At 34.3% G+C, this 23,179-nt stretch carries 22 protein-coding genes and 1 other annotated feature; of the genes, 6 read left to right on the forward strand and 16 right to left on the reverse strand.

Going from position 1 to position 23,179, the window contains the following annotated elements; translation table 11 throughout:
* Positions 1–11: 11 nt before the first annotated feature.
* A complete protein-coding gene (locus LJE08_RS05170) occupies positions 12–1,928 on the reverse strand; it encodes an aconitate hydratase (protein WP_227402594.1) in 1,917 nt (638 codons plus the stop codon).
* Between the two features lie 93 nt (positions 1,929–2,021).
* Here LJE08_RS05170 and LJE08_RS05175 point away from each other — a divergent pair, with 93 nt between their 5' ends.
* Both LJE08_RS05175 and LJE08_RS05180 read left to right on the forward strand, forming a co-directional pair.
* A complete protein-coding gene (locus tag LJE08_RS05175) occupies positions 2,022–3,296 on the forward strand; it encodes a citrate synthase (protein ID WP_227402595.1) in 1,275 nt (424 codons plus the stop codon).
* A complete protein-coding gene (locus LJE08_RS05180; protein ID WP_227402596.1) occupies positions 3,293–4,288 on the forward strand; it encodes an isocitrate/isopropylmalate dehydrogenase family protein in 996 nt (331 codons plus the stop codon). The genes LJE08_RS05175 and LJE08_RS05180 overlap by 4 nt, the downstream gene beginning before the upstream one ends.
* 17 nt (positions 4,289–4,305) lie before the next feature.
* Here the strand turns inward: LJE08_RS05180 and LJE08_RS05185 are convergent, their stop codons facing one another.
* Together LJE08_RS05185 and LJE08_RS05190 are read right to left on the reverse strand one after the other, a co-directional pair.
* Positions 4,306–4,563, reverse strand: a complete 258-nt coding sequence (locus tag LJE08_RS05185) for a hypothetical protein (protein WP_227402597.1) — start codon at positions 4,561–4,563, stop codon at positions 4,306–4,308.
* A 76-nt stretch (positions 4,564–4,639) separates the two neighbouring features.
* Positions 4,640–5,863 (reverse strand): neurofilament protein, encoded by a 1,224-nt coding sequence (locus tag LJE08_RS05190; protein WP_199593095.1) that lies wholly within the window; start codon positions 5,861–5,863, stop codon positions 4,640–4,642.
* Between the two features lie 158 nt (positions 5,864–6,021).
* Here LJE08_RS05190 and LJE08_RS05195 point away from each other — a divergent pair, with 158 nt between their 5' ends.
* On the forward strand, positions 6,022–7,146 hold the full coding sequence (locus LJE08_RS05195) for a S1C family serine protease (protein ID WP_227402598.1): 1,125 nt from the start codon (positions 6,022–6,024) through the stop codon (positions 7,144–7,146).
* Between the two features lie 75 nt (positions 7,147–7,221).
* Positions 7,222–8,181 carry an L-lactate dehydrogenase gene (locus LJE08_RS05200; protein ID WP_117926862.1) on the forward strand — a complete coding sequence of 320 codons (960 nt, stop codon included), beginning with the start codon at positions 7,222–7,224 and terminating at the stop codon, positions 8,179–8,181.
* Between the two features lie 13 nt (positions 8,182–8,194).
* Here the strand turns inward: LJE08_RS05200 and LJE08_RS05205 are convergent, their stop codons facing one another.
* On the reverse strand, positions 8,195–8,941 hold the full coding sequence (locus tag LJE08_RS05205) for a metallophosphoesterase (protein WP_117926548.1): 747 nt from the start codon (positions 8,939–8,941) through the stop codon (positions 8,195–8,197).
* 163 nt (positions 8,942–9,104) lie between these two features.
* Positions 9,105–9,325: a binding site (T-box leader), on the forward strand.
* A 64-nt stretch (positions 9,326–9,389) separates the two neighbouring features.
* Here LJE08_RS05205 and LJE08_RS05210 point away from each other — a divergent pair.
* Positions 9,390–11,126 carry a carbon starvation protein A gene (locus LJE08_RS05210; protein WP_227402599.1) on the forward strand — a complete coding sequence of 579 codons (1,737 nt, stop codon included), beginning with the start codon at positions 9,390–9,392 and terminating at the stop codon, positions 11,124–11,126.
* 242 nt (positions 11,127–11,368) lie between these two features.
* Here LJE08_RS05210 and LJE08_RS05215 read toward each other — a convergent pair whose 3' ends face one another.
* The 7 genes from LJE08_RS05215 to nagB form a co-directional block, all read right to left on the reverse strand.
* On the reverse strand, positions 11,369–12,994 hold the full coding sequence (locus LJE08_RS05215) for a DAK2 domain-containing protein (protein ID WP_227402600.1): 1,626 nt from the start codon (positions 12,992–12,994) through the stop codon (positions 11,369–11,371).
* A gap of 10 nt (positions 12,995–13,004) precedes the next feature.
* Positions 13,005–13,364: an Asp23/Gls24 family envelope stress response protein gene (locus LJE08_RS05220; RefSeq protein ID WP_117570682.1), complete on the reverse strand. Its 360-nt coding sequence runs from the start codon at positions 13,362–13,364 to the stop codon at positions 13,005–13,007.
* 55 nt (positions 13,365–13,419) lie between these two features.
* The gene (locus LJE08_RS05225) at positions 13,420–14,427 is read right to left on the reverse strand and encodes an OCRE domain-containing protein (protein ID WP_227402601.1); all 1,008 of its coding nucleotides are present in this window, start codon (positions 14,425–14,427) and stop codon (positions 13,420–13,422) included.
* Positions 14,421–15,320 (reverse strand): UDP-N-acetylmuramate dehydrogenase, encoded by a 900-nt coding sequence (gene murB / locus LJE08_RS05230; RefSeq protein WP_227402602.1) that lies wholly within the window; start codon positions 15,318–15,320, stop codon positions 14,421–14,423. Before murB ends, LJE08_RS05225 begins: the two co-directional genes overlap by 7 nt.
* A 1-nt stretch (position 15,321) precedes the next feature.
* Positions 15,322–16,404, reverse strand: a complete 1,083-nt coding sequence (gene murG / locus LJE08_RS05235) for an undecaprenyldiphospho-muramoylpentapeptide beta-N-acetylglucosaminyltransferase (protein ID WP_117926543.1) — start codon at positions 16,402–16,404, stop codon at positions 15,322–15,324.
* A gap of 29 nt (positions 16,405–16,433) precedes the next feature.
* The gene (gene srtB, locus LJE08_RS05240; protein ID WP_227402603.1) at positions 16,434–17,189 is read right to left on the reverse strand and encodes a class B sortase; all 756 of its coding nucleotides are present in this window, start codon (positions 17,187–17,189) and stop codon (positions 16,434–16,436) included.
* A 69-nt stretch (positions 17,190–17,258) separates the two neighbouring features.
* A complete protein-coding gene (gene nagB, locus LJE08_RS05245) occupies positions 17,259–17,978 on the reverse strand; it encodes a glucosamine-6-phosphate deaminase (protein ID WP_117926542.1) in 720 nt (239 codons plus the stop codon).
* Positions 17,979–18,165: 187 nt separating this feature from the next.
* Here nagB and LJE08_RS05250 point away from each other — a divergent pair, with 187 nt between their 5' ends.
* On the forward strand, positions 18,166–19,491 hold the full coding sequence (locus tag LJE08_RS05250) for a class II D-tagatose-bisphosphate aldolase, non-catalytic subunit (RefSeq protein WP_227402604.1): 1,326 nt from the start codon (positions 18,166–18,168) through the stop codon (positions 19,489–19,491).
* A 64-nt stretch (positions 19,492–19,555) separates the two neighbouring features.
* On the opposite strand, the gene LJE08_RS05255 is transcribed toward LJE08_RS05250, so the two are convergent.
* The 5 genes from LJE08_RS05255 to agaB all read right to left on the reverse strand — a co-directional run bounded on the left by LJE08_RS05255 (position 19,556) and on the right by agaB (position 22,995).
* Positions 19,556–20,104 (reverse strand): hypothetical protein, encoded by a 549-nt coding sequence (locus LJE08_RS05255; protein ID WP_217256052.1) that lies wholly within the window; start codon positions 20,102–20,104, stop codon positions 19,556–19,558.
* Positions 20,105–20,114: 10 nt separating this feature from the next.
* Positions 20,115–20,696 (reverse strand): hypothetical protein, encoded by a 582-nt coding sequence (locus LJE08_RS05260; RefSeq protein ID WP_117925990.1) that lies wholly within the window; start codon positions 20,694–20,696, stop codon positions 20,115–20,117.
* Positions 20,697–20,834: 138 nt separating this feature from the next.
* On the reverse strand, positions 20,835–21,713 hold the full coding sequence (locus LJE08_RS05265; RefSeq protein ID WP_117925988.1) for a PTS system mannose/fructose/sorbose family transporter subunit IID: 879 nt from the start codon (positions 21,711–21,713) through the stop codon (positions 20,835–20,837).
* Positions 21,703–22,494: a PTS sugar transporter subunit IIC gene (locus tag LJE08_RS05270; RefSeq protein WP_117925986.1), complete on the reverse strand. Its 792-nt coding sequence runs from the start codon at positions 22,492–22,494 to the stop codon at positions 21,703–21,705. Before LJE08_RS05270 ends, LJE08_RS05265 begins: the two co-directional genes overlap by 11 nt.
* Positions 22,495–22,518: 24 nt before the next feature.
* Entirely contained in the window at positions 22,519–22,995 is a 477-nt protein-coding gene (agaB, locus tag LJE08_RS05275) for a PTS galactosamine transporter subunit IIB (RefSeq protein WP_003863846.1), read from the reverse strand.
* Positions 22,996–23,179: the final 184 nt, after the last annotated feature.

Here is a 23,179-nt window from a genome sequence, read left to right on the forward strand (position 1 = left end):
ATAAAACGTCCCTATTGTTGATTACGAATGTAGTTTAATGCGCCACCCACCATAAGAATATCAATATCTTCTTGACTAATTGGTGCATGTACTTTGTATGTTTCATTCTTTGTCACGTTTTCAACGATCAAATCTAATGAATCATATAATGAGTTTACAATTTCTATCTTTAATTCATCCATTTCATCGATTTTATCGTAATCTGATTTATCTGTAAATATCAGTGGCAACAAGCCAAAGTTGACTAAATTAGCCAAGTGAATACGGGCAAATGATTTTGTCAAAACAGCTTTAATGCCTAAATACATAGGTGCAAGTGCTGCATGTTCTCTACTTGATCCTTGTCCATAGTTTTCTCCAGCTACAATGATTCCACCATTATTTTCTTTACATACTTCATCGAAATGAGGTTTATTATTTTCAAATACAAATGTGGATAATTTTTCGATATTTGAACGATACGGTAAAACCTTAGCTCCTGCTGGAGCAATGTGATCGGTTGTGATATTGTCTGGTAATTTTATTACAACTTTTTTATCAATTGTTGAATCCATTGGCGTATTTACTGGTAGTGGTTTAATATTGGGTCCACGAACAATTTCTACATTTTCTGAATCCTTACTTGGAGCATAGATCAATGAATCATCGATATAGCTTTGTTCTTTTTCAAATTCATCCACATATTCCAAAGTGGTTGGATCCGTGATGACTCCTGTAATTGCGCTGGCTGCAGCTACTTCTGGTGATACTAAATAAATGCCTGCACTTAATGTGCCGCTTCGACCATAAAAGTTACGGTTAAATGTACGTAAACTTACTGCATCACTCTTTGGACTTTGTCCCATACCAATACATGGTCCACATGTACATTCTAGAATTCTTGCTCCACAAGATACAAATGTCGCAAGTGTTCCGTTTTCAATTAATTTCATTAAAACTTGTCTAGATCCTGGTGAAACCACAAGACTTACATTGTGAGCAATCTTTTTCCCTTTTAAAATGGATGCAGCTTTCATTAAATCTTCATAACCTGAGTTAGTGCATGATCCAATCGCAACTTGGTCCACTTTCATTCCGGCTAGTTCAGAAACATTTTTTATAGCATCTGGTGAATTTGGACATGCCGCTAATGGAGTAAGTTCATCCAGATTGATTTCAACTGTTTCGTCATAATGACAACCTTCGTCTGCACTTAAAGCAATGTAGTCTGATTCTCTTTGTTGGCGCTTCAAAAATTCACGAGTTACTTCATCACTTGGAAAAATAGATGTAGTTGCACCAAGTTCTGCCCCCATATTTGTGATGGTAGATCTTTGGTAGACACTTAAATTTTTAACGCCTTCTCCGGTATACTCAAATACTTTTCCAACTCCGCCTTTTACACTTAGTAATTCTAACAATTTTAAAATAATATCTTTACTTGAAACACCATGTGCTAAAGTACCCGTTAATTTTACTTCGACTACTTTAGGGCATGTTAAGCGGTAACCAATTCCTGCCATAGCTTTGGCAACGTCTAATCCTCCAGCACCAATGGCGATACATCCCATAGCGGAAGATGTTGGTGTGTGTGAATCGGAACCAATCAATGTCTTTCCTGGTTTGGCAAAACGTTCTAGATGAACTTGGTGACAAATTCCATTTCCGGGTTTTGAAAAATAAATCCCATATTTACTAGCTACACTTTGAAGGTAAGCATGGTCATCTGCATTCATAAATCCATTCTGTAATGTATTGTGATCCACATAGCTGACAGATAATTCTGTTTTTACTTTTTTTACGCCCATAGCTTCAAACTGCATATAAGCCATAGTTCCTGTGGCATCTTGTGTTAGAGTCTGATCCATTTTGATTTCAATAGGTTGCCCCGCTTCTAATTTCCCTTTTAATAAATGTTTTTCTAGAATCTTATACGTTAAATTTTGCATAGACAATATCCTCCGTTTGGAATTATAACAAAAAATGTAACAAAATGAAAGTTTATGTTATAATATGAAACACATGAAAGGAGGTTTCAGAAAATGAAGACACTTAAAGAAATCTATCAAGCTAATGAAGAACTCAATTATATCGATTCTTCCTTATACTCTAGATATCGTGTAAAAGCTGGTCTTAGAAATGATAATGGCACGGGAGTTAAGGTGGGTCTGACTAAGATTTGTGATGTTATTGGATATAAATTTGTTCATGAAAAGAAATACAACATTGATGGACAACTAATTTACAGGGGATATCCCATCAATTATTTAGTTGATAAACAACCTAAAGATCGTATTTTTGGATTTGAAGAAGTCGCATTCCTTTTGATTTTTGGCACATTACCAACAGAAGAACAGTTACAAGAATTTAAAGATTATTTATTGAACTTTAAAATGGGGCCTGTAGACTTACAGTATGAAACACCAAACATACTAAATGCACTTCAAATTGAAGTGTTGAAGTTATATGCAAAAGATCCAAGCGCTGATACAGATGACTTAGAAGAACGAATGATAAAAGGATTAAACATTCTAGCGAGTATTCCACTTTTCACATTTTCATATGCCCACAACAAAGTCTTTAAATCCTATCCTTATCCCGACAAAAGCCTAGCTGAAAATATCTTATGTATGGCTAGAGGGAATGATCAATATACTTTAGAAGAGGCAAGGATCTTGGATACTTTATTAATGATTCATGCCGATCATGGTGGAGGAAACAACTCAACTTTTGCCAATGTCGTAATATCGAGTACAGGAACAGATATCTATTCTTGTATTTCGGCTGCCATTGGTTCTTTAAAAGGACCTAAGCATGGGGGTGCCAACTGTAAAGTTACCAATATGTTTAAAGCTATCTTCCATGAGGTTGGATTTACAACAGATAAATTAACACTAAAAAAGATTGCGAATCGTTTGTTAGATAAAGACTTCTTTGATCATAGTGGATTAATTTATGGAATTGGACATGCGATTTATACGAAGAGTGATCCTCGTGCATTATTGATTCAGCAACAATGTGAAATGCTCGCAAAATCAAAAGGACAAGAAGATATCTACAATTGTATCCATGCATTTGAAAAAGTTGCCGTTGAAGTCATGAAAGAAAGAAAAGGCATCGATGTATGTGCCAATGTTGATTATTATTCCGGCTATGTTTATTCATTGCTGGGGATTGAAAACGACTTATTTACACCACTATTCGCGATCAGTCGTACAGCCGGATGGGTTAGCCATCATTTAGAGAATCGTCAATCAAACCGAAAATTAATACGACCTGCCAATGTATATGTAGGAGGAATGGAGGAAAACGAATGACTACAATAACAGTTTTTAAAGGGGACGGGATTGGTCCTGAAATTACGGATGCTGTAATCAAAATATTGAATGCTGCAGGAGCAGATTTAGAATATGAATTCTTTAACGTAGGTGCAAAGGTATATGAAGAAGCGAAAGAATATATACCAGAAAAAGCGTTTGAATCTTACGAAAAGAATAAAATTCTATTGAAGTCTCCTATCACAACGCCAGTTGGTAAAGGTTTTCGTTCATTGAATGTCACTTTGAGAAACAAATATGACTTGTGGGCAAATATTCGTCCAGCTAAATCGAATCCTTGTATTCCTACTCGTTTTGAAAATGTAGATATCGTAACTTTTAGAGAAAACACTGAAGATCTATATGTAGGAAAAGAAGAACAGATTGATGAGAATACAGTATATGCATATAAAATCATCACAAAAAAAGCGAGCACAAGAATTATCAAGGCTGCTTTTGAATATTGTGTAAAACATAATCGCAAAAAATTAACTTGTGTACATAAAGCTAACATCTTAAAAATGAGTGATGGTTTATTCCTTCATATTTTTGAAGATATTGCCAAGGATTATCCTCAAATTGAAGCCAATTCTTTAATTGTAGATAACACTTGTATGCAGTTGGTTATTCATCCCGAACAATTTGATGTGATGGTCATGCCAAATCTTTATGGAGATATCGTTTCCGATTTAACGAGTGGATTAATTGGCGGTTTAGGATTACTTCCTAGCTGCAATAAAGGTGATGAATATGCGATGTATGAAGCTGTACATGGCAGTGCTCCTGATATTGCTGGCAAACACATTGCCAATCCAAGCGCTTTATTATTGTCAGCTTGTATGATGTTAGATGATTTACATCAAGATGTGATTTCTAATAAAATCCGTAAAGCTTTAAATAAAGTGTTCGAAGAACATAGTGTATTAACGTCAGATCTTGGTGGCAGCGCAACAACTGAACAGTTCACAGAGGAAATCATTAAAAATTTATAAAAAAAGGAAGACGATGTTTATTCATCGTCTTCATCTTCGTCAGCCAATAATGATTGGCGATTTTTTAATGTCAAAATATATGTTCCATCTTTGGGATATGCACTTTTGTCTTTTTGATCACTCAAGATTTCCAATTCACATGGATATCCTTCGTTTTCAAGAATCTGTAAAAGATTATCCTTACCAATTTTTTTAGTAATTGCACGTCCACATGCACAGTTACCATATTGATCAAGGCATTGTTTAATCCACACAGGAATTTTTGAAGCTGCCATTGTATCCTCCTTGATTAAAAGTATTCGCAAGTTATATCATATGCAAAACACCTTTAAAAATCAAGTAGAATCCAATTTAACCTTCTAAAACTGCAATAATATTTGGATAATATGTAAAACGATCATCTACAAACTGCAAAGCTTGGTTTGCGATTTGTTTTGCCTTATCTTTATCAACACCTTCATAAATTGAAGCATAACGATAATAGATATAATCTTTGATTTGATTTTCTCTTAAGATATAAGCATAATCTGCATCACCTAATCCATAATCACCATGCAAGATATATAGATCAGCTACATCCATCATAATACGATTACTGTACTTGTTATGTAAGTCTTCTAATTGTGATAATACTGCGAAAATAAAGTGTTCATAGTAATCTACATCTTCATATTTCCATGTTTTTAAAACACTGTAAGCTAAATCCATGAATTCTTCGACAAACTTTTCTACATCAACGCCAACTTCTTCTTCTAATTTCTTTGAATCATGAATATCTTTGTGTTGTGCAATCATCAATACTTTACGCATTGTATCAAATTGATCTTTATATTCTTCTCCATCCGCAACAACATCTGTAAATTTATAATTCAATGCATGTGCAACATCTGCTTGTAAATCTTCTGGTTTTTGAGGTTTGATATCAGCTGTCTCAAATACTTTTGATACAAGTACTTCTACTAATCCTTCATCATAACCATCTTCTTCAAAGTTAAACTTACCAGTCAATTGATATTTGTTTACTAGATTTTCTGAAACAGATTTTACATCCGGATTTAAGATTAATTGTTGAATAATTGACTCACGAGTTACATCCATTGACATAGCTTTTGCTAAATCTAGGCATGTATCCAATGATAACTTAGCATATTGTTCTTCTTTAGTCATTTTCTTAGTTGTAGCCTTTTTAGTTGTAGTTTTCTTAGTAGTTGTCTTTTTAGTAGAAGCTTTCTTTGTTGTAGCTGGTTTAGCAGCTGCTTTTTTAGCTGGAGCCTTCTTTTCTGCAGCTACTTTTTTAGCAGGTGCTTTCTTTTCCTCTGCAGGTTTAACTTTTTCTTTTTTAGCTGAAGCCTTTTTTTCTGCAGCTACTTTTTTAACAGCTACTTTCTTTTTCTCTGCAGGTTTAGCTTCTTCTTTTTTAGCTGGAGCCTTTTTTTCTGCAGTTGCTTTTTCAGCAGGTGCTTTCTTTTCTTCTGCAGGTTTAGTTTCCACTTTTTTTTCTTCAACAGGTTTTACCGCTTTAACTTCTTCTTTTTTATCAACTACTTTTTTATTTGTAACTTTTTTTGTTGGCATACGGAACCTCCCTTAAACATGCTTTCTATAACGCTATTATATCACTGAATAGAAATAATCCAAAATTTGTATAGACAAAATAGCGTATTTGATGCATGTATTTTGTTTAATTTGGTGTATACTACAGAATGTAGCATATTATATGAGGAGGAATCAACATGCAAACACCACCTGAATTTAGGCCCAAAAAATATGTCCCTGTTCGAAATAAAATTATAACCACTGCAGGTATAATCCTATTATCGGGTGTCGTTGGATTTGGTGCTGGCTATGCCGGAAGCCATCTATCTAATAATGCTAATGTCACTATTCAGCAACAAACTAATAAATCCAATTTTGGAACCGTTCAAGTATCGGATGTTTCTGACATCGTAGAAAAATGTAAAGATAGTGTTGTCGAAATCACAACTGAATCTGCTTCAAGTGGAAATTCCATTTTTGGACAATACGTTTCACAAGGTGCCGGCAGTGGAGTCATCATCAGTAAAGATGGATATATTGTTACGAATAACCATGTAGTAAGTGGAGCAACAAGTTTAAAAGTGACAACTACAGATGGCACAGAATATGACGCGAGTGTTGTTGGTAAAGATTCACAGACAGATTTAGCCGTTATTAAAGTGGATGCGAACAACTTGCAGGCTGCAACACTTGGTGATAGTGATATTTTACAAGTTGGAGATCCTGCCATTGCCATCGGAAATCCATTAGGAGAACTTGGTGGTACAGTTACAACGGGAATTATTTCTGCAACAGATAGACAAATCACAATTGACGATGAAACTATGACACTTCTACAAACAGATGCTGCCATCAATCCAGGAAATTCTGGTGGAGGATTGTTCAATGCTGACGGTAATCTAATTGGAATTGTTAACGCAAAGGAAAGTTCAACTGGAATTGAAGGATTAGGCTTTGCGATTCCAATCACACCTGCTCAAGACATTATCACAGAGCTTATGCAAAATGGAAGTGTCACTTCAAGACCTGCATTAAATGTTAGTTTATATGACTATACTTCAAACAATCAAGGTCAATATTCAAAATACGAAGATGGCTGCTACATCGTACAAATTGTTAAAAATGGAGCAGCTGATAAAGCAGGACTAAAACAAAATGATCGTATTCTTAGTTTTGATGGTGAACAAATCCAATCAACAAGTGATGTAAAAAATGTTCTAAAAAAGCATAAAATTGGAGATACCATTAAAATGGTCGTTGAAAGAGATTCTAAGAAGATTACAGTAGAAATTACTCTACAAGCCCAAACCCAAACTAATTAAGCCAGTTATACACTGGCTTTTTAGTTGAAACTAACCTATAATAGTTGTGTACATATAAGAAGGAGAATGAAGTTTATGTCTGAAAAAATCAAAAAAAGAAAAATCATGCTTGTTGGTACAGGGTTTGTCGGCATGAGTTTTGCCTATTCAATGCTTTCAGAAAAAGGAATCGATGAACTTGTTTTAGTCGATGTCAATGAAGACAAGGCAAAAGGTGAACAAATGGACCTTAATGATGGGCTAGTATATGCAGATACGAAAATGAAAATCTCTGCTGGAACATATGCAGATGCAGCTGATACTAACATTGTTGTCTTAACAGCTGGTGCTGCTCAAAAGCCAGGTCAAACTCGTTTGGATTTAGTTAAAATCAACGCAAACATCACAAAAGGTGTATGTAAAGCCTTAAAAGAAAATAATTTCAACGGTATCTTAGTTGTTGCCAACAACCCAGTAGACATCATGACATATGTTGCATGGAAAGAAAGTGGATTACCTAAAAACCACGTTATTGGATCAGGTACTGTATTAGATACAGCTCGTCTACGTCACGCATTAAGCGAAAGATTAGGATTTGCAGACAGTAATATCCATGCATATATTATGGGTGAACATGGAGATTCTAGTTTCGTTCCTTGGATCCATTCATATATTGGATGTAAAAACTTACTTGAATACTTAGATGAAAATAACATTTCTTTAAGTGAACTACAAGAAATCTATATTGACGTTCGTGATAAAGCTTATAAAATCATCGAATTAAAACGCGCCACTTACTATGGAATTGGTTTGGCATTAAAACGTATCGTATCTTGTATCTTAAATAATGAACGTGCTATCTTACCAGTTAGTGCATATCAAAATGGTGAATATGGTAAAGAAGGCTACTTTATTGGAACACCAAGCGTTGTTGGTTCAAATGGTGTAGAACAAGTGATTCGTTTACACTTAAATGAAAATGATCAACAAAGATTTGATCATTCATTCGATACATTAAAAAATACAATTGAAGAAAATCTTCAAGACATTCTTTAAATAAATTGCCTGACTAAATTTTAGCCAGGCTTTTAATTTCTTCATCTATATTATCTAGTAATAAAACTTTATCAAATAAAGTCAAACATGGCTTATCGGAATCCGAATAATGAATCATATCATCATGATAATGTCCACTAAACCACATTTTATAATCTGTTTTCTTCTCAACTGTTTCTAAACAATCGTGTAAATCATAATAATCATCTCCATATAAAGCCATATCCGTTTCATATTTATGAGCCAATGGATGCGATGAATATGTATCGTGCGATAAAATATAATCAACTTCCCAATTATTTTTTTCTAATGTTGCAAAAGCATGTTTCGCTTCTTCAATCGTACAAATTTCATCTTTCCACCAATTTTTATGTTCTGTACGATAATTAACATCGTGGGAAAATCCTCCACCCATAGTAAAGAATTTATAACCATCAATATTGAAAACCTCACCGCGCATTAAATGAAATACTTTCGAGCGAATACGATGTACTTTACCACCTTTATACTCTTCTACAGGATACGTATTAAGAACATCAAAATTTTCATGATTCCCATCAATAAATAAAGTGTTCCAAGGAAGTGAATCTAACCATTTTAACCAGAAGTTATCCCCTGTACTTCCATCCCAAACGCAACCAAAATCTCCGCATATAATAACATAATCATTTTCTGTTAAAGAATTGCCAACTGTAAATTCTCTAGGATTGATTTTATGAATATCTTGTTCTCTATGAATGTCTCCAGTTATATAAATCATCTATTCCCCTCCAACAACATTTTTATATTATAGCACAAACGTTCACATGTTAACAAATAAATGGTAATTGTAATTAATGTAAATTATGAAAATGTTAATTTTCATTTTGTTACATTTTTTATTGACATACTTTTCAAGATGGTATATTATACAAACACAAATATTCAAAGCAATGAGCAAGACACGACTTTAAGCAAGCCCGGTTTAAGAGAGTATCAAATTTGGTGAAATGATAACAACGGTCCTTAGAGCTATCACTTGTGAGCTAATCATTTGAAATTATAAGTAAGATGATTCGTCCTTCGCGTTAAGAAGTTCTAAGTGGCAATAATGTAGTTGCAAACTAAGTGGTACCGCGGAATAGTGTTAGATTTCGTCTTAGATAGACGAAGTCTTTTTTTATTATTTGAATATTTGAATAGAAAGTTTTAAGGGAGAAAAATTATTTATGAATGGTCTATTATTATTAGCTATCGCTGCTGCATTATTACTTACAGCTTACTTAGTTTATGGACGTTATTTAGTTAAAACATGGGGAATTGATCCAAAAGCTAAGACACCTGCTTATGAAAAAGAAGATGGAGTTGATTATGTTCCAAGTAATAAATGGGAAGTATTTGGACACCAATTCTCTTCAATTGCCGGAGCCGGTCCAGTAACTGGTCCAGTACTTGCGATGGTATTTGGATGGTTACCTGCATTTTTATGGGTAATGGTCGGAGGAATCTTCTTTGGAGCCGTACAAGACTTTGGTGCTCTATACGCATCTGTTAAATCTCATGGTAAATCAATGGGACAAATCATTGAAACATACATTGGTAAAACAGGACGTAAATTATTCTTCTTGTTCTGCTGGTTATTTACTTTATTAGTTATTGCTGCTTTTGCTGACATGGTTGCAGGATCATTAAACGGATACAATGCTACAGGTGCACAATCTTTACCTAGTGGAGCTGCTAGTTCAATCACAATTCTATATGTGTTTGTTGCGATCGCATTTGGTTTCTTCTTAAAGAAAACGGGGCTTTCTGGATGGAAACAAGCTGTTTTAGGCATTGCACTAATCGTCGCTATGTTAGCATTAGGAATCGCATTCCCAGTTTACTTCACTAAACAAACTTGGGTATATCTAGTATTCGTTTATATCTTCTTTGCGAGTGTCACACCAATCTGGGTGTTAAAACAACCACGCGATTATTTAACTACATTCTTATTCATCGGAATGATCGTTGCTGGAGTTGTTGGTGTATTTGTATCAAATCCTACAATCACATCACCTGCATTCACAGGATTTAAATCTGCAACAGGAAGCTATATCTTCCCAACATTATTCGTTACAGTTGCTTGTGGTGCTGTTAGTGGATTCCACTCACTTGTATCTAGTGAAACAAGTTCTAAACAAATTCGCAACGAAAGTGATATGTTACAAGTTGGATACGGAAGTATGTTACTTGAATCATTACTTGCTGTACTTGTAATCGTTGTTGTTGGATCTTTAACTAGCTTAGCTAGCAAAGGCGTATTAAATGAAACATTATCTTCTATGGCCTTTGCTGATACTGCAACTCCATTTATTAAATTTTCAGTTGGTGTTACTGGATTGATTTCTCAATTTGGATTCCCTCAAGAATGGGGTCTATGCATCATGACAATGTTCGTTTCTGCTTTGGCATTAACTTCATTAGATGCTGTCGCTAGAATCGGACGTTTATCATTCCAAGAATTATTTGAAGTCAATGAAGACGCTGAAACAAACAGTGTTGTCGCTTTCTTAACAAATAAATATGTTGCTACATTGATCACATTAGCCGGTGGTTACCTATTAAGCCTAGGTGGATATTTAAATATCTGGCCATTATTCGGTAGTGCTAACCAATTATTAGCTGCGATGGTATTAGTTTCGTTATCTGTATTCTTAAAAGTTACAGGACGTAAAGGATATATGTTATATGTACCAATGGTTATGATGTTAGTTGTAACAATGACAAGCTTAGGAATGTCAGTATACAACATCTGCTTAAAGTTATTCGTTACTGGCGGATTCGTATTTATGACAGACGGACTACAATTATTCTTTGCTATTCTATTAATGGCATTAGGATTGATGATCTTCATTGGTTCTGGAAAGAAATTAGTTCAACCTGTTGAAAAGGCAAAGCTTCAAGAACAAGAACAAAACGCATAAAACAGTCAAGACCGCATCAAGCGGTCTTTTCTTTTACTAAAATCGACAAGGATGACGGAAGCGTTAAAATGGTTGAAAAAAGGACCCGAACAACATGTTGTCCGAGCCTAATCTCAGCTACAAACCGTTTTAGGGTATATATCGTCCCTTAAATTCCTGGAGAGCAAATTCAGCAACCCCCTACAAAATTTATTGTACTAAAAATCCATCAGAACTAAGTCTGATGGATTCATTGCTTGTTACTATTCAACACCAATAATAAATGAATAAACCGGTTGATTTCCTTCATGGATTTCAACTTCTGCATCACTGTTATCTTCGATATAAGCAGCGATTTCTTCAGCCTGTTCTTTTGTAGCTGTATCACCATAAATCAAAGTAACAAGTTCACTATCGTCATCTAACATTTTATCCAACAATTTTTTTGTTGCTTCCATGCAGTCTGGACAAGATACACAAATATCTTTTCCAAAAATGCCCATATATTCATCTTTTTTAATTTCAAGACCATCATATGTTGTATCTTTAATCGCATAAGTCACTTCACCAGATTTAACATTTTCAATAGCTTCATTCATTTCAGCTAAATTATCTTCTAATTCAACATCTGGATTAAACATAACACAAGCACTTAATCCTTGTGGAATTGTTTTACTTGGAAGTACATGAATATCTTGATCTGAGCATACCTGTGCAGCCTGACTAGCAGCTAAAACAATATTTGAGTTGTTTGGTAAAATGAAGATATGATCTGCATTCAACTTTTCAACGGCTGAAACAAAATCTTCTGTACTCGGATTCATTGTTTGTCCACCACCAACAACAATGTCAGCTCTAAGTTCTGTAAACATCTTCTTGATTCCATCACCAGGAGCTACGGTAATAATGGCATATTTTTTGTGTTCTGCCATTTTTTCCTCTTCTTCTTTTTCGATAATATTGTCATGCTGCTCTTGCATGTTTTCAACTTTTAACTTAATAAAACGACCCTGACGACGTCCCATTTTAATCGCTGTGAATGGTTCTAATGTATGAACATGAACTTTTACTAAATCATCATCTTGCACACAAACAATTGAATTACCAATTGTTGCTAATTCATCTTTAAAGCTAGTTTCAGAGAAATGACGAACACCATTTTCCGATAACTTCAAAATAAATTCTGTACAGAATCCATATTCTTCTTCTCCACCCTCTACTTTAGCTTGTGCACTTTCACCAGCTGCTTTTACACCTTCAAGTTGAACTGGATGACCTTCCATAGCAGCTAGGAATCCTTCTAAGATCACACAAAGACCTTTTCCACCACTATCAACTACACCTACTTCTGCAAGTACAGGTAATAATTCAGGGGTTCTTTGTAAAGAAGCATTGGCTTCTTCCACCATCTTCTTCATAACATCCATACAATCTGTAACATCTTCAGTTGTAGTGTATGCATATGTATAATCTGCAGCTTCACGAACAACAGTTAAAATTGTTCCTTCTACTGGACGCATAACAGCACGATAAGCCACACGACTTCCATTAACCAATGCATGAGCCAATTGGGATGCATCCATATCATCTAAATCTTCAACTGCTTGATAGATTCCTCTAAAAATCTGAGACGTAATAACACCAGAGTTCCCACGTGCGCCCATTAATAATCCACGAGATAACGTTTTCGCAATATCTTTTACAGAATCTGAATTCGTTTTAAGTGCTTCTTTTACACCATTTGATACGGTTAAATGCATATTTGTACCTGTATCTCCATCTGGCACAGGGAAAACATTCAATGCATCGATTTCCGCTGAATGATTTGATAAGTTATTCATTCCGGATTCAAGCATCTGTTTAAATAAAATACCATTAATTCTTTCCATCTCTTAACCCCTACTTTACCGCACGAACACCTTGGACATAGATGTTTACAGCGTTACATTTTACTTCCAAAGTTTTCTCCAATACGTATTTAACACGTTTTTGTGCTTCATACACAACTTGACTTAATTTAATTCCTTGTAATGCAATAATATAAAGATTCAAAACTAATCCCGTTTCATCTTGTGTCACAACAACACCACGAGCATAGTTTTCTTTTTTCAATAATTCTGCCCAGCCATCTTTCAATGTCTTCTGACTAGCCATACCTACAATACCATAACATTCAGTAATTGCTCCACCAGCTAAATTGGCAATCGCATCTAATGAAATTTCGATATTTCCGTATTCTGTTGATTTATTAATAGGCATAATAAAACCTCCCGTTTTTATTAATTATACTCTACTTAAAATATAAACACAAATCCTAATACGCTTCTACAAAGCTTTGAGATTCCTCATCCCAATAATAATATGTACCATTTCCATCATAATATTCACCTGTATTTGGATCATAATACATTCCAATGTCTTCATGATAATACACGCCTGTGTTATCATCATAAACCCATTCAACCTGATTCCAAGATTCATCTTCTGTTGGCTGTTGTTCTTCTTGAACCTCGGTATTTTCCAAAGTTTTTTCATCTGTTGCTTCAGTCTTTTCGGCCTTTTCCGTCTTCTCTTCCTGTTTTTCTTCAACCTTTTGTTTCGAATTTAAATCATCACAATTCACCTTTTCAATTGTTGAATGCGTAGAATCCAAAACCAGACAAACAGACTGTCCTTTTAGTTTTGTCAAAACACTTTGGTATTTAGATAACATTTTTATACTTTTTAAATTGGTATAAACAATATTCCCATCTTGCATTGTGATTTTAAACATATTTTTATCATAACTTGTTTTATAAGGTACGATTTCTGCAAACTTTTCAATTAATTCTCGAGTTAACACTTTTCGATGTTTTTGAAATTGTTCACACAACTGCTTTCTTTGTTTTGCATTAAAATTTGACAACAAAGGAAAATGTACAATTATATTTAAATACTGTTCATCTATTTCAATCGAAGAGCCATCTTGGCAAAGGGCATAATTTTTATTATCCTTCACATAATAGCCAACCATCAATTTTTCCTGCACATTAAAAGTAAGCTTTCGATTTTTCTTTGAAACATCACAAGACTGTACAAAAGGCATCTTTTCTACTCTCTTCTCCAATATAATCGAAGGCATTAAATAGATACGTGTCTTCGTACTCACATTTGCCAAATCGTAGACTTCACTATCTGACAAATAATAGTTGTTTTTACATGATAAAACCTTGACATGGGAATCTGTAGAAAAATAATACACAAAAATACTAGCTACCATCATAACAACAAGACTAAAAATAATCGATTGTTTAATAGTTAGCTTAACTTTTTTCTTTACCAATATAACTGCTCAACTTCCGTAACCATGTCAATATTATATTCTTTTTTTGCTCGAGTTTTAATTTCATGAATCAAATCACGAACATCTTGAGCTGTCGCATTCAAATCATCATTCACAATAAAATTACAGTGCTTTTCACTAATCATTGCACCACCAATTTTATGGCCCCTTAATCCCAGCTCTTCAATCAATTTCCAAGCTGGAATTTCTTCTGGATTTCTAAACACACTACCTGCACAAGGCTTATCCAAAGGCTGTGCACTCATTCTTCTTTCACGTCTAGAATCCATCAAATCACGAATATCATTTTGGTTTCCTTTTTCTAATTGGAAACGACCCACTAAAATAGTCCAATCCTTGTGTGATTGGAAGATAGAATGGCGATATGCATAATCCAATTCATCTTTTTTCATCCAACAAATTGTATTATTTTTTAAAACACAGACATCAATTAAATGATTAGCCAAATTATCCTTATAGGCTCCGGCATTCATATAAAGTCCACCACCAATCGAGCCTGGAATTCCACTTGCCCATTCCAAACCTGTTAGTGATCTTTTCATGGCCTCTACTGCCATATTTATAATTGAACATCCCGCTTGCGCTACTAGAACTCCATCTGGTTCAAAATAGAAATCATTCAAAGTACGATCTAGATTGATGATTGCACCATGAAAATCTGTATCCGAACATAAAACGTTAGATCCACGTCCAAGTACATAATATGGAATGTTTTCCTGTGCAAGTATTTCAAGCACACACATTAGTGCTGTACAATTTTTGGGATATATATAATAGTCTACGCAACCACCAATCTTAAAAGTGGTATGTTTCTTCATAGGCTCATGTTCTAAAACTTCTGCATACGTCATTAAACGATCCTTTATGCTCATATTATTTCCCCTTTTTACATATATTTTTTAATAAATCTATAATATCATATGCCGCATTCGGTTTACCCATCTGCAATGCATGTTCATGTGTTTGTTCATATACCACTGGATTTGCGTATAAAGATACAATTTGACCTTGCAAAGTTTCTGCATTCAAATCCTTTTCTTCAATAATACGACAAGCTTGTTGTCTTAGCAGCATACTCGCATTATAAAATTGATGGTTATTTGCCACATAAGGACTTGGTATCACGATAGAAGGAATCCCTAAAGCCGTTACTTCTGCAAGCGTTGTAGCACCTGCACGACAAACCATTCCATCTACATGTCCATAAATACGCAATGTATCTACATATGGTACAACATGAATATTTTTTTGGCTTTCAAATAAATTCAAATCTTGAGAATTGTCTTTTCCGCAGACATACAAAAATTGTAAATCATCATTGACATCCTTTAAAGCACTCTTCATTAATTCATTTACAGAACTAGAGCCCAAAGAACCCATCACAATAAGAATTGTTTTTTTATCTAAATCTAAACCTAATGATTTAAAATAGTCTTCATCAAATGTTGCCTCTTTGGCAATTGTTGCTCTTGGATTTCCCAACATATGAATCTTTTCCTTTGGAAAAACCTCATTACATTTTTCATAACAAGTTATAATCGCATCCACTTTCTTCATAACAAGCTGGTTGGCCTTACCAACAATGGAGTTTTGTTCATGAATTACGGTGTGGATTCCTAAAGAATGAGCCGCCATAATAACTGGCGCACTCACATATCCTCCAAATCCAATCACAACATCTGGATTGAATTCTTTTAAGTATTTTTTTGCCTTACCTTCTGCTTTAAACATCTGACAAACCGCCATACATTTTTTTAATGCATTTCCTACTAATCCAGAAGTATGTAGAGCCTTAAACGCATAGCCATTTTGCGGAATCAAATCCTTTTCCATGCGATCATCATTTCCAATAAATAATATTTCAGTCGAAGAATCAAGTTCTTTCATTTTATCTGCTAAAGCTAAAGCCGGATAAATATGACCCCCTGTTCCTCCTGTCACAAAACAAATTTTCATATTAAAAACCTCACCAAGTATATCATATATCAATCTTTTAAAACAATATCGTCACTTGTCTTTTCCAGTTGTCCAGTTAAAACAAAACGATGACTCGAATCAAATCCATAATCTAAATCACATGTGGATAAAGAAACAAACTTTTGATCTGTATTCACCAAATCATTGAAGTATGTAGACGACTGTTTCATAGAATCTAAAGTCTCTTGTCTATAATCTCCAAATGACGTTGTATAGAATACACTATCGTCTGTAGTTTTCGCAAATGTAAATACATGACAGTTAAAATTCGCACCTGGTGTTAATAAATAAAATACTGGATGCGATTTAAAAAAATCTTCATCACAATACTTCTTTAACAAGGTAAACATGCCTCCACCTTCAACAGAATGGCCATATATAATGGAATTATCATCTTGAAATTGTGCATTCGCATTCGCATCCAAAAAAATCGAACCTCTATTATTATATTCCCCACTCACTGTATGATTCAAATAATATTCATTATCTTTCGATTGCATAACAGGAAAAGAAATATCACAACCTGGAACATAGATCCATCCTACTATATCTTGATTCTCTGCTTGAAGTACTGCCCAATCAGGTTCTAAAACATTCTTTACTACTTTATTTTCTCTTTTTTTCTTAATTACTTTTTTTTCTAATTGTTTTGTCTGTGTCGCAACTTGTTGTTTCTGTGAATATATATCCCATAAATTATAGGCACTGTACCCAAATACACAAAGGCTAACGACAAAAACGATTCTATATATCCATTTTTTCATACAACTTAATTTTAACACAAATAAAAAGGATAGAGAAATGAATTCCCTATCCTATAAAGATAATCGCAATTATTTAGTTAATTTACTAGCAGCAGCTTTATCCAATACAACAACTACATCAGCGTGATTTTGTAATGCACTTGCAGCACATGCAGTATCGATTGGTCCTTCGATCATAGCTTTAATAGCATCTGCTTTATTTTCACCATTAGCCACTAATAATACTTTTTTAGATTTCATAATTGTTCCAATTCCCATTGAAATAGCTTGTGTTGGAACCTTGTTAATATCGTTATCAAAGAAACGAGCATTTGCTTCACGAGTGTTTTCTGTTAAATCAACGATGTGAGTTAATGTTTCAAATGGTGTACCAGGTTCATTGAATCCGATATGTCCATTTTGTCCAATTCCTAATACCTGTAAGTCAATTGATACTTCACTTAAAGCATCTTCATAAGCTTTACAATCAGCTTCTGTATTTCCATAAGGAACATGTGTATTATTTAAATCAATATCAATATCTTTAAATAAGTTTTCATACATAAAAGTATAGTAAGATTGAGGATCTTTACGATCGATTCCTACATATTCATCTAAATTATAAGATTTAATATCTTTATAGCTATATCCATCTTTGTGGTATTGGATCATTTCCTTATATAATCCAACTGGACTAGATCCTGTTGCCAAACCTAAGACAGCATCTTTCTTAGCATCCAATAATTCTTTGATGACTTCAAATGCCTTTGCTGACATTTCATCATAGTTTTCACATACAATAACCTTCATTGTTATCTCCTCCATATTTCTTCTAATATTATAGCATAGCGCTTTCAAAATAAAATGTACATTTTAGTAATGCTTTTGTCATTTTTAACAAATTAGTAATATTTGCACTTTTTAATTAACTTTATGTTAAAAAGAAGAAAAAATGTTAAAGATACTGTATAATAAAAACAGTTAAGGAGGACATACAATGCCTAAACAAAACCCATTATTAAACATTGTTAAAAAACAAAAAGAAGGTAAAGCCGTAGCTATCTATTCATGCTGTTCAAGTAATGCATTCGTTATTGAAGCTGCGATGGAAACCGCAAAAAAACAAGATTCATGTGTTTTAATTGAATCAACTGCTAACCAGGTAGATCAAAATGGTGGTTACTCAGGAATGACACCAAAAGATTTCTTCAACTTCTGTCATGAAAAAGCAAAAGAAGCTGGATTATCAAGTGATCGTATTTTCTTAGGTGGGGACCACTTAGGACCATTAACAGTCGCAAACAAACCAGAAGCAGAAGCTATGGAATACGCAAAAACATTAGTACACGACTATGTTCGTGCTGGTTTCACTAAAATTCATATTGATACAAGTATGAAAGTTGCTGATGATGATCCAAATACTCGTTTAAGTGATGAAACAATTGCTCGTCGTGGAGCTACTTTAGCTAAAGTTTGCGAAGAAGCTTACCAAGAATTACTTCAAGAAAATCCAGAAGCAATTCACCCAGTATATATCGTCGGTAGTGAAGTTCCAATTCCAGGTGGAGCACAAGAAGAAAATGCTGGTATGCAAGTTACAAAGCCTGAAGACTTCAAAAGTACTGTAGCTACATTTGAAAAAGCATTTGATGATATGGGAATCGCAGATGCTTGGAACCACGTTATTGCTGCTGTTGTTCAGCCAGGTGTTGAAGAAAAAGATGCCGGATGCGAAGAATACGATCGTGGACGTGCTAAAGATTTAATGGCAAGCATTAAAGATTTTGACAAATTAGTATTTGAAGGACACTCAACTGATTATCAAACTAAATACAAATTACGTGAATTAGTAGAAGATGGTGTTGGCATCTTAAAAGTTGGTCCTGGACTTACTTATGCCGCTCGTGAAGGAATCTTCTCATTATGCATGATTGAAGAAGAATTGGCTGCTGTTTATGGATTTGAAACGAGTCACTTCCGTGAAGAATTAGACAAAGCCATGTTAGCAAACCCTGGTAAATGGGCTCCATATTATCATGGAACAGAAAATGAAATTGCATTCAAACGTAAATATTCATTCTCTGACCGTTGCCGTTACTATTTACCTCAAGAAAATGTTAAGAATGCTTTAGCTAAATTATTGGCAAACTTAAAAGAACACCCAGTACCATTACCATTGCTAAGTCAGTATATGCCTTTCCAATATACATTGGTACGTGAAGGTAAATTGAACAACACACCTGAAGATTTAATTAAAGCTCGTGTTATGTATACAATTGAAGAATATACTTATGCTAGTCACCAGGAAGAATTAGTTCGCTAAAACAAATATTGCGCATCTTATAGATGCGCATTTTTTTTGCAAAAAAAAGGTTCAACCGAACCTTTTACTTACTCTTTCTTGAAATCAATTCTTTAGCATGATATAACGCAAAGATAAATGTTAATGCACTAATTACATAATTAAGAGTTAACATCCAACCTGTATAGTTTTCGTTATATGCATTAATAATAATCAATACAGCTAACGCTAATAAAAGAACCATTTTCAAAATAATTTTATTCGTATCTAAAGTTTTAATAGAAGCTTCACTCTTCATTTTTTCATTACACTTAAAGTTTTCAACGCGAGCTAAGTTTTTCAAGAATCGTCTAAATCTAAATTCTAAAAATCCATATACTCCAACACCAGCTAAAACACATAACCAGATAGGCATATCAAACATCAACATCAAAATGAATCCGATAGCTCCCATCACAAAGCGCATACTGAATTGTTTATATCGATCTTCATTATTTGCTAAAATATATCCATTTTTAGAAAACACATCATAATATACCGCTCTTCCACGTTCATCTTTATAAACATGCCAACCAGATACACTTCCTTTTAAATCTGCTTGTTGTTTTTGTCTTGTCTTTCTACCTTGTGCCATAAATATCTCCTTACCACTCAACTACTTCTTCGAGTTCTTCTTTTTTTAGATTTTGTCGTTTTTCTTCCTCTTTAAAATCAACATAATCTGTATATGGTGTCAGACAACCATTATCCTGCGGTTGATCATGACCATCCATATGTACCATTATTTTGTCAAGAATATCGGTTTGTGTCAACTTTTCTCCAACTTTTGAAGCTTTCAAAAAACTTGGAGCACGACCAATCTCCATAAACATCGTTTCTAATTCAGCATAATCTGCTACATGAATACCTTCTGTAAAATATTCTAATTCCTGTAGCATCATTTTGCAGAAAGTTTTCACATCACGCATATCAACATTGCCTCTAAAAATAATGAAAACCTTATGATCATTTGTCACTTTTAATGGTTGAGACATTGTAAATTTATTCTGGATTGCCTTATAAACTTCTTCCCTTGTCTTTTCCATATACTCTAAGTAATAAGGTTTATCCTCTAATTCCTTATTATTATAAATATTGAAATAAATTGTATTGTATACTCCACAATGTCTAAAAATTGTTCCTTTAATACTTGTTGCATAAAGAACTGGATATTTTTTATCAGCCATAATTTGTACCTCCTTAATTTCATTTTTAAATCATCAAAAAATTTTTTAATGAGCTAAAAATAAAATTAAAGGTTGTAAGGATATAATCCGTTACAACCTTATATTTGAGAGAAAATATTCTAACTTCGTTAGATTAGCCTACGCAACTACTGACCATGGAACTGGTACTAGAGGTGTATATGAACCTGCCCAGATTCCGAATGCAGCTCCAACAATACCGATTACTAAGAATAATGCGATACATTTTACTGGAGTCCAGTTTTTCTTCTTAATCAATACATAGCACATCATAGTGAATGCGAATGCGATTAAGCAAGGTAAAATCATATTTAAGTAGTTTTGGATTACAATTGGATCACCTTCACCATTAGCGATTGAGATACCTAATTTAGTTCCTCCACCATAGTTAGAAATTAAAGCACCAACAACGAATACACCTAATACACTTGCAGCGTGAGTGAATGCTTTAGCGTTAGCAGTCATCATCTTAACAGCAGTTAAACCTAAGTTGTATGACCAGTACATTAAAGCATAACGTAAAACCATTTCAACACCGAATGCGATAACGAAGTATAAGATTGGTCCCATGATACTTCCATCAATAGCCATGTTTGCAGTTAAACCAGCAGTGATAGGAATTAATGTATACCAGAACAATGCGTCACCAATACCACCTAATGGAGCAGCAGTTGAGATACGTACAGAACGAATTGTCTGAATATCCGTTTTTTGTTGTTCCATTGATAATACGATACCCATAACGAATGTTACGAAGAATGGGTGAGTATTAAGGAAATCCATATTGTGAGTCATAGATGCAGCTAAGTCATCTTTATTTGTGTGGATTTTTTCCAAACCAGGTAACATAGCCCATAACCAACCAGCAGATTGCATACGTTCGTAGTTGAACGCAGCCTGTAATTGGCAAGAACGCCATACCATTTTATTTAAAGTTTGTTTATCTAATCTTGCAGCAGGAGTAGTATCCTTGTAAGAAGTCATTGCATTAGATTCCATCACTTACACCTCCCTGCGCAGCTTTTGTTTCAATAGAAGTAATCTTGAAGTCTAATAATGCGATTGCAACACCGATGAATGCAACTAAGATCAAGCAAGCAGAAGCAGTAGCTTCAACGTTACCAAATAGCAATGCAGTTGCAAAACCACCTAGTAACCATCCCCACAAGTCGTTAGAAAGCATAATCTTTAACAATACAGCGAAACCTACGAAACGCATCATTCCACCGGCAGCACTTAAACCACCCATGAACCAGCTTGCTTCTTCACTTAAGCTTTGTAAAGCACCAGAAGCAGCAGTTCCACCAACATATGCTAAAATAGCGATTACAGCAAATAAAGTACCTAAGATAGCCATAGAAGTATTACATACAGCTGTAATTCCTTTAGGGTTAGCTTCATTAGCAGCTTTATCAGCTTTAGCCATTAAACCAGACATGATTGTAAATGTTAATGTTACAACGTATTGTCCGAATGTAGCGAAAATCATACAAGCTCCTAAAGCAGCATTAATGTCCATTTTTGCTTTAACAGCGAAAATCATAGCAACAACTGATCCTAATACAGCGTTAGGAGGCTGTGCTCCACCAACTGGCATGTTACCAACCATCATTAACTCATATGTACCACCAACAACTAAGCCAGTGTTTACATCACCTAGGATTGCACCAATAATTGGACAAGCAATGATAGGACGATAAACGATTTCAGTTAATGAGAATTGGTCGATGGCAAAAAAGAATGTTACAATTGCCAATAACACAATTTCTACAATATTCATTTTTCATTTTCTCCTTTTTTTGGATTAACTCCAAAGTTTATTAATATCTTCAGGTGCGATGTCAGGTACACGTTGAATTTCTAATTCAACACCTAATTCTTGCAATTTCTTGAATGCAGCAACATCATCGTCATTTACAGCTACAGTAGTAGCAACTTGACGTTTACCTTCAGACATGTGCATGTTTCCAATATTACATTTTTTAATTGGAACACCACCCTCAACTAGACGTAATACATCTTGAGGTGTTTCACAAATGATGAAGATTTTTTGAGCAGGACTTGCTTTTCCAATAATGTCGATTGTCTTCTGAATTGAGAAGTAACGAGTCTGAGCATAAGCTGGAGCAGCCATGTTCATCAAACCTTGACGGAATTCATCTTTTGCGACAGCGTCATTTGCAACTAATAATAAGTTAGCTCCTAGAACTCCACTCCATTGAGTTGCAACTTGACCGTGAATCAAACGATTGTCGATTCTCGTTAATAAGATATTTGGCATATTCTCTCTCCTTCCTGATAGCGCTTTCTTCTTTAAACAATAACTATCTTGACTATATTATACATTTTCTATGCATAAATGCTTTACACATTTTAAGCATTTTTTTGCACTTTTTAGTATTTTTTTATTAGGCTATGTCACAACAAACAGTTGATAAATAGCCATTTTTATAGGGGAGTATCAG

The organism is Holdemanella sp. DFI.5.55 (genome assembly GCF_020593575.1).
Classification (GTDB): Bacteria; Bacillota_I; Bacilli_A; order Erysipelotrichales; family Erysipelotrichaceae; genus Holdemanella; species Holdemanella hominis.

Bases quoted from the DNA above. Each gene is read 5' to 3' on its own strand.
- LJE08_RS05170 (WP_227402594.1), bottom strand. From the start codon at position 1,928: ATGCAAAATTTAACGTATAAGATTCTAGAAAAACATTTATTAAAAGGG.
- LJE08_RS05175 (WP_227402595.1), top strand. From the start codon at position 2,022: ATGAAGACACTTAAAGAAATCTATCAAGCTAATGAAGAACTCAATTAT.
- LJE08_RS05180 (WP_227402596.1), top strand. From the start codon at position 3,293: ATGACTACAATAACAGTTTTTAAAGGGGACGGGATTGGTCCTGAAATT.
- LJE08_RS05185 (WP_227402597.1), bottom strand. From the start codon at position 4,563: ATGGCAGCTTCAAAAATTCCTGTGTGGATTAAACAATGCCTTGATCAA.
- LJE08_RS05190 (WP_199593095.1), bottom strand. From the start codon at position 5,863: ATGCCAACAAAAAAAGTTACAAATAAAAAAGTAGTTGATAAAAAAGAA.
- LJE08_RS05195 (WP_227402598.1), top strand. From the start codon at position 6,022: ATGCAAACACCACCTGAATTTAGGCCCAAAAAATATGTCCCTGTTCGA.
- LJE08_RS05200 (WP_117926862.1), top strand. From the start codon at position 7,222: ATGTCTGAAAAAATCAAAAAAAGAAAAATCATGCTTGTTGGTACAGGG.
- LJE08_RS05205 (WP_117926548.1), bottom strand. From the start codon at position 8,941: ATGATTTATATAACTGGAGACATTCATAGAGAACAAGATATTCATAAA.
- LJE08_RS05210 (WP_227402599.1), top strand. From the start codon at position 9,390: ATGAATGGTCTATTATTATTAGCTATCGCTGCTGCATTATTACTTACA.
- LJE08_RS05215 (WP_227402600.1), bottom strand. From the start codon at position 12,994: ATGGAAAGAATTAATGGTATTTTATTTAAACAGATGCTTGAATCCGGA.
- LJE08_RS05220 (WP_117570682.1), bottom strand. From the start codon at position 13,364: ATGCCTATTAATAAATCAACAGAATACGGAAATATCGAAATTTCATTA.
- murB (WP_227402602.1), bottom strand. From the start codon at position 15,320: ATGAGCATAAAGGATCGTTTAATGACGTATGCAGAAGTTTTAGAACAT.
- murG (WP_117926543.1), bottom strand. From the start codon at position 16,404: ATGAAAATTTGTTTTGTGACAGGAGGAACAGGGGGTCATATTTATCCG.
- srtB (WP_227402603.1), bottom strand. From the start codon at position 17,189: ATGAAAAAATGGATATATAGAATCGTTTTTGTCGTTAGCCTTTGTGTA.
- nagB (WP_117926542.1), bottom strand. From the start codon at position 17,978: ATGAAGGTTATTGTATGTGAAAACTATGATGAAATGTCAGCAAAGGCA.
- LJE08_RS05250 (WP_227402604.1), top strand. From the start codon at position 18,166: ATGCCTAAACAAAACCCATTATTAAACATTGTTAAAAAACAAAAAGAA.
- LJE08_RS05255 (WP_217256052.1), bottom strand. From the start codon at position 20,104: ATGGCACAAGGTAGAAAGACAAGACAAAAACAACAAGCAGATTTAAAA.
- LJE08_RS05260 (WP_117925990.1), bottom strand. From the start codon at position 20,696: ATGGCTGATAAAAAATATCCAGTTCTTTATGCAACAAGTATTAAAGGA.
- LJE08_RS05265 (WP_117925988.1), bottom strand. From the start codon at position 21,713: ATGGAATCTAATGCAATGACTTCTTACAAGGATACTACTCCTGCTGCA.
- LJE08_RS05270 (WP_117925986.1), bottom strand. From the start codon at position 22,494: ATGAATATTGTAGAAATTGTGTTATTGGCAATTGTAACATTCTTTTTT.
- agaB (WP_003863846.1), bottom strand. From the start codon at position 22,995: ATGCCAAATATCTTATTAACGAGAATCGACAATCGTTTGATTCACGGT.